The 13,167-nt window shown below is 69.4% G+C and carries 12 protein-coding genes; 8 read left to right on the forward strand and 4 right to left on the reverse strand.

Features of this window, described 5'->3' with window-relative positions; translation table 11 throughout:
• Window positions 1–15: 15 nt before the first annotated feature.
• The 6 genes from ACH34R_RS18060 to pknB all read left to right on the forward strand — a co-directional run bounded on the left by ACH34R_RS18060 (window position 16) and on the right by pknB (window position 8,121).
• Window positions 16–483, forward strand: a complete 468-nt coding sequence (locus ACH34R_RS18060) for an FHA domain-containing protein (RefSeq protein WP_111168509.1) — start codon at window positions 16–18, stop codon at window positions 481–483.
• Window positions 480–1,829 (forward strand): Stp1/IreP family PP2C-type Ser/Thr phosphatase, encoded by a 1,350-nt coding sequence (locus ACH34R_RS18065; RefSeq protein ID WP_397562583.1) that lies wholly within the window; start codon window positions 480–482, stop codon window positions 1,827–1,829. The genes ACH34R_RS18060 and ACH34R_RS18065 overlap by 4 nt, the downstream gene beginning before the upstream one ends.
• Before the next feature lie 71 nt (window positions 1,830–1,900).
• A complete protein-coding gene (locus ACH34R_RS18070; protein ID WP_397562922.1) occupies window positions 1,901–3,247 on the forward strand; it encodes an FtsW/RodA/SpoVE family cell cycle protein in 1,347 nt (448 codons plus the stop codon).
• Window positions 3,244–4,701 carry a peptidoglycan D,D-transpeptidase FtsI family protein gene (locus tag ACH34R_RS18075; RefSeq protein WP_397562584.1) on the forward strand — a complete coding sequence of 486 codons (1,458 nt, stop codon included), beginning with the start codon at window positions 3,244–3,246 and terminating at the stop codon, window positions 4,699–4,701. Before ACH34R_RS18070 ends, ACH34R_RS18075 begins: the two co-directional genes overlap by 4 nt.
• Window positions 4,698–6,176, forward strand: coding sequence for a serine/threonine-protein kinase (locus ACH34R_RS18080; RefSeq protein WP_397562585.1), 1,479 nt, complete (start codon window positions 4,698–4,700; stop codon window positions 6,174–6,176). Before ACH34R_RS18075 ends, ACH34R_RS18080 begins: the two co-directional genes overlap by 4 nt.
• 82 nt (window positions 6,177–6,258) lie before the next feature.
• On the forward strand, window positions 6,259–8,121 hold the full coding sequence (gene pknB / locus ACH34R_RS18085) for a Stk1 family PASTA domain-containing Ser/Thr kinase (RefSeq protein WP_397562586.1): 1,863 nt from the start codon (window positions 6,259–6,261) through the stop codon (window positions 8,119–8,121).
• Window positions 8,122–8,240: 119 nt separating this feature from the next.
• Here the strand turns inward: pknB and ACH34R_RS18090 are convergent, their stop codons facing one another.
• Window positions 8,241–8,846: an anthranilate synthase component II gene (locus ACH34R_RS18090; RefSeq protein WP_397562587.1), complete on the reverse strand. Its 606-nt coding sequence runs from the start codon at window positions 8,844–8,846 to the stop codon at window positions 8,241–8,243.
• 129 nt (window positions 8,847–8,975) lie between these two features.
• On the opposite strand from ACH34R_RS18090, the gene ACH34R_RS18095 reads away from it, so the two are divergent.
• The gene (locus tag ACH34R_RS18095; protein ID WP_233508420.1) at window positions 8,976–9,224 is read left to right on the forward strand and encodes a cell division protein CrgA; all 249 of its coding nucleotides are present in this window, start codon (window positions 8,976–8,978) and stop codon (window positions 9,222–9,224) included.
• A 99-nt stretch (window positions 9,225–9,323) separates the two neighbouring features.
• On the opposite strand, the gene ACH34R_RS18100 is transcribed toward ACH34R_RS18095, so the two are convergent.
• Entirely contained in the window at window positions 9,324–10,205 is an 882-nt protein-coding gene (locus ACH34R_RS18100) for a rhomboid family intramembrane serine protease (RefSeq protein WP_397562588.1), read from the reverse strand.
• 187 nt (window positions 10,206–10,392) lie between these two features.
• Window positions 10,393–10,923 (reverse strand): peptidylprolyl isomerase, encoded by a 531-nt coding sequence (locus ACH34R_RS18105; RefSeq protein WP_397562589.1) that lies wholly within the window; start codon window positions 10,921–10,923, stop codon window positions 10,393–10,395.
• A 166-nt stretch (window positions 10,924–11,089) separates the two neighbouring features.
• On the opposite strand from ACH34R_RS18105, the gene ACH34R_RS18110 reads away from it, so the two are divergent.
• Window positions 11,090–11,599, forward strand: a complete 510-nt coding sequence (locus ACH34R_RS18110) for a hypothetical protein (RefSeq protein WP_397562590.1) — start codon at window positions 11,090–11,092, stop codon at window positions 11,597–11,599.
• 579 nt (window positions 11,600–12,178) lie between these two features.
• On the opposite strand, the gene ACH34R_RS18115 is transcribed toward ACH34R_RS18110, so the two are convergent.
• Entirely contained in the window at window positions 12,179–12,814 is a 636-nt protein-coding gene (locus ACH34R_RS18115; RefSeq protein WP_397562591.1) for a PadR family transcriptional regulator, read from the reverse strand.
• Between the last annotated feature and the right edge of the window lie 353 nt (window positions 12,815–13,167).

The raw sequence follows: 13,167 nt of genomic DNA on the forward strand, positions 1-13,167 counted from the left end.
GTAGACAAACGGTCCATGTCCGAGCTCACGCTGCTGCTGATCCGGCTCGCGTTTCTCGCGGTGCTGTGGTTCTTTGTGATCGCCGCGGTCGGCGTGATCCGGACAGACCTGTTCGGGCCACGTACGGCTACGGCGCCCAAGGCGGCGAAGGCGGCCAAGCCGCACAAGCCGGTCGCCAAACCCAGGAAGGGGGAGCCACGGCAGATGGTCGTCACCGGTGGCCCGTTGCAGGGCACCATCATCACCCTCTCGGAAACGCCGATCACGATCGGCCGGGCGAATGACGCCACGCTGGTGCTCAGCGACGACTACGCTTCCAGCCGGCACGCCCGCCTCTTCCCCCAGGACGGTCAGTGGATCGTGGAAGATCTCGGTTCGACCAACGGCACGTACCTCGACCGCTCTAAAGTCACCCGTCCGACTCCGGTGCCGCTCGGTGTTCCGATCCGCATCGGCAAGACCGTCATCGAATTGCGCAAATGACCATCGCACTCCGCTACGCCGCCCGCTCGGACGTCGGCCTCCTCCGCGAAGGCAACGAGGACTCGGCCTACGCCAGCGGTCGCCTGCTCGCCGTCGCGGACGGCATGGGCGGGCACGCTCACGGTGAGGTGGCCAGTTCGGTCGCCATCGCCGCCATGGCCGCCCTTGAGAAGGACACTCACGGGGGCGATCTGCTCAGCGCCATCGAGGCCGCGGTACGCGACGCCAATCGCAAGCTGCACGAGATGGTCGGCCGGGACCCGAGTCTGAAGGGCATGGGCACCACGCTCACCGCGATGCTCTGGAACGGCACGCAGGTCGCCCTGGTCCACGTCGGCGACTCCCGTGCCTACCTGCTGAGACGCGGCGAGCTGTACCAGATCACCCACGACCACACCCTGGTGCAGTCGCTGGTGGACGACGGCCGGATCACGCCTGAGGAGGCCGCCACGCACCCGCAGCGGTCCATCCTGCTGCGCGCGCTGGACGGCAGCGGCGAGGTCGATCCCGACCTCACCCTGCGCGAGGCGCAGGTCGACGACCGCTACCTGCTGTGCTCCGACGGCCTGTCCGGGGTGGTCAGCGCGGAGACCATGCACAACACGCTGACCACGGTCGACGAGCCGGAGGAGGCGGTCAGGGTCCTCATCGACCTGGCCAACCGCGGCGGCGGCCCGGACAACATCACCTGCGTGGTCGCCGACGTCATCGAGGTCGAGGACGACACGATCGTGGCGGGCGACGCCGCCATCGTGGGCGCGGCCGGGGCGACCAGGGTGCGCACCCAGCCGCACGAGGTCCCCGGCGGGCAGGCCACGATAACCGCGCCGCAGCCGGTCATCACCGACGAAGACCTGGAAATGCCGATGGGCGAGGCGGTGCCGACGCGCCGCAAGCGGGTCTGGCCGCTGCTCGCGGGCGTTTTCACGGTGGCCGCCGTCCTGGTTCTGGGCGGCGGCTACGTCGGCTGGAGATGGACTCAGGACCAGTTCTTCATCGGCGCGAGCGGCGGCGAGATCGTCGTCTACCGCGGCGTCGACGCCGAGCTGGGCCCGCTGCGGTTCTTCAAGGTGGAGAAGGGCACCGGGCAGTCGGTGGCCACGCTCGACGCGTTCCACCAGGGGCAGATCCGCAACGGCATCCCGGTGGCCACCCTCGATGAGGGCCTGAAGAGAGTGGCCGAGCTGCGTGCCCCGGTGTCCACCCAAAAGCCCGAGTCCACGCCGCAGCCCGAAGACCCGCAGCAGCCGGAGGACAAGACCAGCACCGCCCCGCCCCACTCGGTGTCCGAGCCGCCCCCCGACGCCCGCACCCGGTCCACTTCCCAATCGACGAGGTCGCCCTAGTTGAGTTCGGTCCATCGAGCAGTGATCGGAGCGCCGCCGTGGCGGTGACCACGAGCGGTTCCGCCGTCCCGATGCCGGCCAAGCGGCGCGGGGCACAGCTCGCCATGCTCGCCTTCGCCGTCGCGATCGTGATGAGCGCGTACGCGAGCGTGGGGCTGGCGGTGGACGGCCGCATCCCGGCCGGGATGCTCACGTACGGGCTGGGGCTCGGCGGGCTGGTGCTCGCCGCCTACCTGGTGCTGGCCAAGTTCGCCCCGTGGGCCGATCCGCTGATCCTGCCGCTGGTGACGCTGGTCAACGGCATCGGCCTGGTGATGATCTACCGGATCGAGACCGGCGGCTCCAAGCTCGCCTCGGCGAGCACCCAGCTTCTGTGGACCGGCGTCGGCATCGTCATGTTCTCGGTCACGCTGATCGTGCTGCGCGACCATCGCGCGCTCCAGCGGATGACCTACACCGCCGGTTTCGCGGGCCTGCTCCTGCTGATCTCGCCGTTGATCCCCGGCCTCGGTCAGACGCTCAACGGCGCCCGCATCTGGATCAGCCTGGGCTTCGCCAACCTCCAGCCCTCGGAGTTCGCCAAGCTGGCCCTCGTCGTCTTCTTCGCGGGCTACCTGGTGGCCAAGCGCGACGTCCTGGCGCTGGCCGGACGCCGGCTGCTGTTCATCGACCTGCCGCGCGCCCGCGACCTCGGCCCGGTGCTCATCACGTGGGCGGTCAGCCTGGGCGTGCTGGTGCTCCAGCGCGACCTCGGGTCCTCGCTGCTGCTGTTCGGCACGTTCATCGCGATGCTCTACATCGCGACGCAGCGCACCTCGTGGGTGCTGATCGGCATCCTGCTGTTCGTCGGCGGGGCGATGCTCGCCGGGCTGCTGTTCGACCACGTCGCCGCCCGGTTCGAGGTCTACCTCAACCCCGAGGACCCGGAGCTGTTCTACAAGGTCGGCGGCAGCGCGCAGCTCATGGAGGGGCTGTTCGCGCTGGGCACCGGGGGCGTCCTCGGCACCGGGCTCGGGCAGGGTCACCCGCAGCTCATCCCGCTGTCGTTCTCCGACTTCATCTTCGCCGCGACCGGCGAGGAGCTGGGCCTGACCGGGCTGATGGCGTTGCTGCTGGTCTACGCGCTGATCGTGGAGCGCGGGCTCCGCACCTCGCTGGCGGCCCGCGACCCGTTCTCCAAGCTGCTGGCGGGCGGCCTATCGTTCATCCTGGCCTGGCAGGTCTTCATCATCGTTGGCGGCGTCACCAACCTGATCCCGCTGACCGGCCTGGTCACGCCGTTCATGTCACAGGGCGGGTCGGCACTGCTGGCCAACTGGATCCTGATCGCGCTGCTGGTGCGGATGTCCGACTCGGCCCGCCGGCCGCCGCCGCAGGCGATCCAGGACGAAGGGATGACGCAGGTGTTCCAGCGATGAACGGACCGCTCAAGCGCGCGTCGATCGCCTGTCTGCTGATGTTCGGCCTGCTCATGGTCAACATCAACTACCTACAGGCCGTGCGCGCGGACCAGCTTCGCGAAGATCCCCGCAACAACCGCAACTTCTACGCCCGCTACGAGGTCGAGCGGGGCCGGATCACCGCGGGCAACGAGGTGCTGGCCGAGTCGGTGGAAAAACCCGACTCCGACTTCCGCTTCCAGCGCAAGTACCCGCACGGCCCGCTCTACGCGCACGTCACGGGGTTCTTCTCGCCGGAGAGCGAGTCGGCGATCGAGCGCTCCCGCGACTCGCTGCTCGACGGCAGCGACCCCTCGCTGCTGGTCCGGCGCAGCATCGACCTGTTCACCAACAAGGCGACCAAGGGCGCCAACGTCGACCTCACCATCGTGCCCAAGGCGCAGGAGGCCGGGTACGAGGCGCTGCGCAGGAGCGGCAAGCGCGGCGCGGTCGTGGCCATCGCCCCCAAGACGGGGGCGATCCTCGCCATGGTCTCGGTGCCGACCTACGACCCGAACGAGCTGTCCGGCACCAACAAGGGCGACGTCTTCGGCCGGTACGCCGAGCTGGACAAGAACAAGAACAAGCCCCTGATCAACCGGGTCATCGACCGCACCTACCCGCCGGGCTCGACGTTCAAGGCGCTCACCATGGCCGCCTACCTGGAAGAAGACCCGAGCCGCGGCCCCTCCACCATGGTGGAGGCCCCGCAACTGCTCGACCTGCCCAACACCAGCGCCGACCTGCCCAACTACGGCGGCTCGGCGTGCGGCGCGGGCCGGGTGACGCTCCAGTTCGCGCTCGAACGTTCCTGCAACACGCCGTTCGGCGCGATGGGCATGGAGCTGGGGTACGACAAGATGCTGGAACAGGCGAAGAAGTTCGGCATCGGCGGCGAGCCCCTGGAGATCCCGATGGGCGTGGCCGGCAGCGGCATCGGCCCCAAGGAGGACGCCGCGGCCCTGGCCCAGGCGTCCATCGGCCAGCGCAGCAACCAGATGACGCCGCTGCAGATGGCCATGATCGCGGCCGGGATCGCCAACGACGGCAAGGTCATGAAGCCGTACCTGATCAACAAGATCGCCGACGCGGAGGGCGGCGAGGTGGAGACCGCCAAGCCCGAGGAGCTGACCACGGCGATCAGCCCGGAGGCGGCGGACAAGCTCCAGCAGATGATGGTCAGCGTGGTGAACAACGGCACGGCCACCGCGGCGCGCATCCCCGGCGTGGAGGTCGGCGGCAAGACCGGCACCGCGGAGACCGCGGAGGGCCAGGCCCCGCACGCGTGGTTCATCTCCTTCGCCGACGTCAAGGACCCTGAGGTCGCCGTAGCGGTCCTGGTCGAGTCGGGCAGCGCGGGCACCGACGCCTCCGGCGGCCACACCGCCGCGCCGATCGCCAAGGCGGTCATGGAGGCGGTGCTGGATCGATGACCTCGCGGGGCCTCAAGCTCGGCAATCGCTACCACCTGGTGAGCCGTATCGCCACCGGGGGGATGGGCGAGGTCTGGCGGGCCCGTGACGAGCTGCTCGAGCGCGAGGTGGCGATCAAGCTGCTCCGCCGGCACGTCGCCGCCGACCCGGCCTTCCGGCAGCGGTTCCGTACCGAGGCCCGGATCACCGCCGGGCTGTCCGACCCCGGCATCGCCCAGGTCTACGACTACGGCGAGCACGCCGACGTCGCCTATCTGGTGATGGAGCTGGTCCACGGCGAGCCGCTGGCGGCGATCCTGAGCCGCAACCCGCGGCTGAGCGCCGACGTGGTGCTGGACGTGATCCACCAGTCGGCGCGGGCGCTGGCCACGGCGCACGCGTCCGGGATCATCCACCGCGACATCAAGCCGGGCAACCTGCTGGTCACCCAGGCCGGGGTGATCAAGATCACCGACTTCGGCATCGCCAGGGCCATGGAGGCGGCCCCGATGACGCAGACCGGCACGGTGCTCGGTACCGCCCAGTACGTCAGCCCGGAGCAGGCGTCCGGGGCGACGCTCACGCCCGCCACCGACCTCTACTCGCTCGGCGTGGTCGCCTACGAGTGCCTGGCGGGCCGCCCGCCGTTCGTCGCCGACACGCATGTCGGGATCGCCCTCCAGCACCTGAACGACCCGCCGCCCCCGCTGCCCGGCGACGTGCCCGCCCCGGTGCGCGCGCTGGTGCTGGCGATGCTCGCCAAAGATCCGGGCAGCCGCCCGGCGAACAGCGGCGAGGCCGCCGACCGCGCCTACGCGCTGCGCGAGTCGCTGTCGCTGCCCTCCTCGGGCGAGACCGACCTGAGCCGCCTCACCGACCCGGCGGGCTGGCGGGTACGACCGGGCGACGACTCCGGCGCCACGTTCGTCGAGCGCGGCACTCCGGGCGAGCCCGGACTGTATGACGCGTCACGGATTCCGGGCATGCCGAAAGGCGCGCCCGGCACGTCCGTAACTTCGGGGCAGACCACGGCCGCGGCGCCAGGTCCGGCCGCATCCGGCCACGGATCGGCCCGGCGGCGGCGCCGCCGTACGACGGTGCTGGTCGCGACGGCCGGCTGCGCGGCGGTGGTCGGGTTCGGCGGCCTGGCCCTCGCCCAGCTCCCGCCGCAGAAACCACAGGTCGGAGTGGACGGCGAAGAAGAGCCGACCCCACTGGTGGACAACACCGAATCGGCGAAATCCAAATCGCCGGACAAGACACGGCCCGCGACTCGAACGCGGACCGCCGCGCCACCGGTAAAGTCGTCGCGGCCGACACCAACTCCGTCGGTTAGCGTAAGCTCATCGGCTACGCCTACGCGTAAGCCGTCTCCTAAGCCGACGCCCACCCCGACTCCGACCCCAACGCCCACAGAGACCCCCACCACTCCCACCATGACGCCGACTGACACTCCCGACCCGGGTGAGACCAACCCACAGAACGGGCAGACGTAATGCGATATGGGGTCGATGATGGACACAGACGGCCTCTCGGCGCGCCGCACCCGATGATGAACGGTAAGGGACAGTGCAGGAAATGACTCAGCCTCGGCTACTCGGTGGTCGCTACGAGCTCGACGGCATCGTCGGGCGCGGCGGCATGGCCGAGGTATACCGCGCCAGGGACATCCGACTGGACCGAATAGTAGCGATCAAAACGCTCCGTTCCGACCTCGCCAGGGACCACACGTTCCAGGCCAGGTTCCGGCGGGAGGCTCAGTCGGCCGCTTCACTGAACCATCCGTCGATCATCGCCGTCTACGACACCGGTGAAGACATGATGGAAAGCACGCCAGTGCCGTACATCGTGATGGAGTACGTCGACGGGCGGACGCTGCGCGACCTGCTGCGCGCCGACCGGCGGCTGCTGCCCGAGCGGGCGGCGGAGCTGGTGGACGGCATCCTGAGGGCGCTCGACTACAGCCACCGGGGTGGCATCGTACACCGCGACATCAAGCCGGCCAACGTGATGATCACCGGGGCCGGCGACGTCAAGGTGATGGACTTCGGCATCGCCAGGGCGATGGCCGACTCGGCCTCCACGATGACGCAGACCGCGCAGGTGATCGGCACCGCCCAGTACCTCTCGCCGGAGCAGGCCAGGGGCGAGCGGGTCGACGCGCGCAGCGACATCTACTCGACCGGCTGTGTGCTGTACGAGCTGCTGACCGGGCAGCCGCCGTTCACCGGCGACTCCCCCGTGGCGATCGCCTACCAGCACGTCAGGGAAGAGCCGATCCCGCCGTCGCAGATCGACCCGGAGATTCCGCAGTGGGCCGACGCGGTCGTGCTCAAGGCGATGGCCAAGGACCCTGCGCACCGCTACCAGAGCGCCGGCGAGATGCGGGCCGACATCCAGCGCGCGATGTCCGGCATGCCGGTCGACGCGCCGCCGCAGACGATGGCGATGACCGGCGGCAACTACGGCAACGGCACGCGGACGATGGTCGCTCCCGGCGGCGGGCCCGCGACCCAGCGCACCGGCGCGATCCCCGACTACGAGTACGCCGAGGAGCCCACCCGCACCGGCGGGCGCAGGCGGGCCGCACCGCCCTCCCGCGGCGGCAAGGCGCTCCGCACGACGCTGTGGATCGTGATCCCGCTGCTGGTCATCGGGGCGTTCATCGGCATCGGCTACACGTTCCTCAGCTCGCCGGGTGACAACGGCACGGCGAAGCCGGTCGCGATCCCCGACGTCACCAACCAGCAGGCGACGGCGGCGGCCAAGACGCTGACCGACGCCGGGCTGAAGGTGGTCCAGGTCTCGGAGTACAACAGCGACGTCGAGAAGGACGCGGTGATCGGTACCGATCCCGCGGCCGGCACCGAGGTCCCGCCGCAGAGCGAAGTGAAGCTGAAGGTCTCCAAGGGCAAGAAGCAGGTCGTGGTCCCGGACGTCCTCGGGCAGTCGCCCGAGGACGCGAAGGCCGCGCTGGAGGCCGAGGGCTTCACGGTGTCGATGAGCACCAAGCCGGTCAGCCGCACGCCCAACCAGGTCTTCCAGACCGATCCCAAGGCGGGCGAGAAGGCCGACGAGGGCTCGACCGTCAAGATCTTCGTGCCGCGCGACCGGGTCGAGGTGCCCGACGTCACCCAGTACACGCAAGGCGACGCGACAAAGGCGCTGCGGCAGGCCGGCTTCAAGGTCAAGGTGACCATGCAGGCCAGCCCTGACGTCCCCGAGGGCAATGTGATCAGCACCAGCCCGCCGGCGGGGACCCCGCTCAACCCCGGCACCACCGTCACGATCCTGGTGTCCAGCGGTCCTGAGCAGACGCAGCCCACCGAGGAGCCGACCGACGACTTCCCGACCGACCTGCCGACCACCGAGCCCACCCCTGAGGAAGAGGAAGATCCCTTCCCCGAGCAGGGTGAGCCGCAAGGTGACGGTGGGTTCTGAGCCCCTGGCTCGTCAAAAGGGCCCTGCCTGTGCCGTCCGGCACAGGCAGGGCCCTTTTCGTATACCGGAGCACAAAAGAGGCCCCCGCCGCTCGGGGGCAACGGCGGGGGCCTCACTGGTTAGTCGTTCTGGGGCCGTCCCGCGTTACACGTCGCGGACAGCCAGTTGCCCAACATGCGGTGACCGTATTCCGAAAGGACGGATTCAGGATGAAACTGCACGCCTTCGACGGCCGCCGAGCGGTGCCGAAGTCCCATGATCTCGCCGTCCTCGGCGACCGCGGTCACGCGTAGCTCCGCGGGCAGCGTCTGGGCGTGTACGGCCAGCGAGTGGTAGCGGGTCATGGTGACCGGCGACGGGATGCCGGCGAACACGCTCTCGCCGTCGTGCGTGACCTCGCTGGTACGGCCGTGCATGAGGGTGCCCGCGCGGCCCACCGTGCCCCCGTAGGCGACGGCGATGGCCTGGTGCCCCAGACAGACCCCCAGCAGCGGTACGCCCGCCTCCTCGCAGCGCCGGACCAGCGGGACGCTCACCCCGGCGGCCTCCGGCGTGCCCGGGCCCGGGCTGATCAGCACGCCGTCGAAGCCCGCCGCCGCGTCGTCCACGGTCACCGCGTCCCTGGCGCGGACGTCGCAGTCGGCCCCCAGCTCGCGCAGGTACTGCACGATGTTGTGGACGAAACTGTCGTGGTTGTCCACTATGAGCACCCGGGGAATCGCCATGTCATGTCTCCGCCGACTATCCTTACACCGGTCTGCACCGGTCTTCGCTTGCCAGCGATTACGCTAGCCAACGAAAGCACTGAGGGTGTTCATCAGCCCTCACAGAACGCCCACCTCAGGAGATGTCCCGTGGCCAAGCCCAAGACGACGCGCAAGAAGGCGGTCTACACGCCGCCTGCCAAGGCCCAGACGGTCAAGGTCAGCCCCCGCTGGCTGGCACCGACGATGGTGGTCGCCTGGATCATCGGGATCTTGTGGATCGCGGTCTATTATGTCGCGCCCAGCACGCCGTTCATCGGCCCGCTCGGAAACTGGAACCTGCTGATCGGGTTTGTGTTCATCATCTTCGGTGTGGTTCTCTCCACCCGCTGGCGTTAGACCTTTCCACAGTTTTATCCACAGCCTGGGGAAGGCGCCGGGCGGCGGGGCGATTTGCCCTGATTCGCCGCCTGGCTTCGGCATGCCGTCGCTTCGTTTTCAGAATGCGTTCAGTGTGGCGTACGGCGGGAGCAGTACGACCGTGAGGATCAGCGCGACCACGATCACGCCGACGGCGGCCCACTGCACGAGGTCGCGGTTCTTCGCCGGGGCGTAGGCGAACGCGGCGGCCAGCAGGCCGCCGGTGACCAGGCCGCCCAGGTGGCCCTGCCAGCTGATGACGCTGGACAGGAACAACGTGAGCGCCACGTTGATGACGATCAGCCACACCACGCCGCGCGGGTCGTACCCCAGGCGCTTGCTGACCACGAACAGCGCGCCGAACAACCCGTAGATCGCGCCGGACGCGCCGACCGTGACCTCGCCGAGCAGGTAGACCGCGACCGAACCGCCGAGGGCCGACACCAGGTAGAGCGCGGCGAAGCGGGCACTTCCGAGCCGTCGCTCCAACTCGGGACCGATGGCGTAGAGCGCCCACATGTTGAACAGGATGTGCGTGATGCCGAGCGTGCCCTGGGTGAGCGGAAAGTGCAGGAAGGCCGCGGTGATCATCCGGTACCACTCGCCGGAGGCGTAGACGTGGTACGGGCTCAGCGCGTAGTCATTGGTGAAGCCCGGGATGAAGGTCTGGAGGGCGTAGGCGACCACGTTGATGGCGATCAGGGCGTAGGCCACCCTCGGCACGGTGACGGCCCGGCCGCCGAAGACGGCCTTGGCCTGGCGTGTCGTCCTGTTGCCGCCGCGGACGCACTCGACGCACTGGTGCCCGACCGCGGCCTCGCGCATGCAGTCGGGGCAGATGGGGCGCTCACAGCGCTGACACCTGACGTAGGTCTCGCGGTCCGGATGGCGGTAACACATCGGAACCGCCGCGCCCGGCTGGCCGGGCTCGGTCGGCGGGACGGGTGGCTGGGTGGTCATCGCGTACTCAAGGCCCCTTCGCCCATGCGCTGCTTCAGTGCCACCCTAATCACCTTCCGCCGATGCCGCGTCCACTCTTCTTCCGGCCGCCGGCCGGATGCGCGAGGCGGCGGTCCCAGGGGCGGGACCGCCGCCTCGTACGCGCGGGCTCTGTTCCCGCGGGCCCGGCCTTGCCGTGCCGGACGCGCTAGCCGCGCTCGATCGTGACCTCTTCGAGCACGACGTCCTGGACCGGGCGGTCGTTCCGGCCGGTCTCCACACGGCTGATCCGGTCCACCACGTCGGAGCCCTCGGTGACCTCACCGAAGATCGTGTGCTTGCCGTTGAGGTGCGGCTGCGGGCCGACGGTGATGAAGATCTGCGAGCCGTTCGTGCCCTTGCCCATGCGCTTGCCGGCGTTGGCCATGGCCAGCAGGTAGGGACGGTTGAAGTAGAGGTCCGGGTGGATCTCGTCGTCGAAGGTGTACCCGGGCCCGCCGATGCCCTGGCCGAGCGGGTCGCCGCCCTGGATCATGAATCCGGGGATGATGCGGTGGAAGACCGTGCCGTCGTACAGCTTGTTCTTGGTCTTCTCGCCGGTCTCGGGGTGCGTCCATTCCCGCGTGCCCTCGGCCAGCTCGACGAAGTTGCGGACCGTCTTGGGCGCGTGGTCGGGGAAGAGCGTGACCTTGAACGTCCCCTGGTTGGTACGCAACGTTGCGATGAGTTTGTCAGCCATGCGGAGGCTGCCCCCTTTTGCTACGCCTGCCGGACAGGCGGTATTTGTCGTAGTTTCCTGACGGCGGCCCCAAAGGCCAACCGGCATCCTCTCACGGACGGCCATGATTGAGCCGCTTCGGCAGGGGAAGGGGTGCCGACGGGGCCCCAACGCAGGGGAGGTTGACGTGTCCCTGAGAGGAAAGAAGCGCCACGTCATGGCCACTGGGCCGCAGACGTGGCAGGGCTGGATGAAGGCCCGCGCCATACGTGCCCGCGAGCAGGTCGGCCCGATGGCCGACAACGCCCGCGACATCGCCGCCAGCCGGATCGTGGATGCCAGAACGTGGGCAGCCCCCAGGCTAGACCAGGCGGCCCACTCGGTCGAGGACCAAATCGCCCCCAGGGTCAGCGCGATCCTGAGCGAGGCGGCCAAGCGGGTCGATCCCAAGCCCGCGAGATCCCGCCGTCCACTGCTGCTCCTGGTCTTCGGGCTGGCCCTGGGCGCGGCCGGCTACATGATGTACCGCAAGAACGCCCAGCAGTGGTCCGACGCCATGCGGGAGAGCGCGGCCGACGCCACCCAATGGGCGGGCGACAAGGCCGAACAGGCGGGCGAAAAGATCGCCGACAAGGCCGACGCCGCCAGCCGCAGCGCCGACCAACGAGCCGAGGACATCTCCAAGAAACTGTCCTGACCATCCGACAACCGGGCCCCAACCCCCGGCCTGAGCCAGGAACGGCCTAGGCTCGGCCACCGGTCCCGCGGCCAGCAGGCGAAGGGACTTCATCCCAACGCAGGCCCATCGCCATCCTCACCAACAAAGAGGGTGGCGCGGGGCATTCTGGGCGACGCCCCCGCCCCGCCTCCGGACCGGCAATCCCGCACACGCACACGGCCATCCTCACCAGGAGACGGCCCCATACGAGCCCACCTCTCCCGTCGCTCGGGCCGAAGGCTGACCTCGCGGCGGAGAGAATGGCAGGGAACGACCTAGGCAGGACTGCCGGCCCCCGAGCCGATACACGAAAAGACTCATCCCGCGCACCCTCACGACCATCCCCACCAGCACGCAGATCCGCGCGGGCCGGAGGTTGACCTCGCCGGCGCGGCCGGCCTGCACGGGACGATCTAGACGGGCCATCCCGCGCAGCCTCGCGGCCGTCCATACCTAGGAGGGTCCGCGCGGGCCAGTCCCAGACAAGGCCGCCGCTCCGGGCCGGAAATTCACTCCGGCCCTGGCGGCACCGATCCCCAGGCCGCTAAGCGATGTGGCTCATTCCGGTGCAGACGCGTCGTCACCCTCGGTGGTGGGGAGGGTGGCCAGGAGGCCGGCGTTGAGGGGGCCGGTCCAGGACAGGTCGCCGGACCGTATGCGGGTCAGTACGTCGTGTACCCAGGCCAGTTCGGCGGCGCGGAGAGCGCGTTCGCACTCAAGTTCAAGCAGCAGGATGCGGGGCAGGCCGCTCGCCTCCTGGGCGGCCAGGTGCGCGTCCAGGCCGGCGACGGCGCCTTCCAGGGCTCCTGTACGGGTACGCAGGGCGTGTTCCGCGTCCTCCGGGTGCAGCGCGCCCATCAGTGAGACGGCGGCCGTGAGGGTGCGCATGTCGTCGTGCGGCTGCTCCAGCAGCCGCCGCAGCCGGGTGGACAGTTCGGCCTGTCCCTCCGAGGTGATGCGGTAGACGGTCCGCTCCGGGCGGCGGCCCTCTCTGATGGTCTCGACCGGCACGATCAGCTCGCCCTCGGCCAGCCGGTCCACCGCGTGGTACAGGCTGCGCGGCAGGCCACGAACGAAGTCCTTGTGCGTGTCGATGATGAAGCGGTGCAGCTCATAGGGATGGGAGGGCTTGACCGAGAGCAGCGCGAGCACGGTGAGCCCCACCAGGTCGGGCCCCGCCTTCCGCCCTGCCATCACATCCCTCCTTATTGCGCCTCGCACCATACAGCCGCGAGCGTACAAGACCCACCCACCGAACCACGGCCCAAGCCCCAGAATGGCCGCTGACACGGCCGGAGGGCTGCTGGGGCACGGGCGGGCGGCGGGTTGGAGTGGCGGCCACACGCTCGGCGCAACACCGCCGCGCTCATGGACCGACCGCACGGCCCGGCGGGCAGGGGGTGATCGGCCTGCCGTTCGTTTTGGGGGGTAGCGGTGACGCTGGTTAGTTGGGGCCGGGGCTGGGGGTTCAAGAACCAGAGAAGATCAAGATATGCGAACGGAGATCCGGTAGAACGGGGGATCTTCTACCACCATCCGTTCCACAC

Source organism: Spongiactinospora sp. 9N601, from assembly GCF_044326295.1.
Taxonomy (GTDB): domain Bacteria; phylum Actinomycetota; class Actinomycetes; order Streptosporangiales; family Streptosporangiaceae; genus Spongiactinospora; species Spongiactinospora gelatinilytica.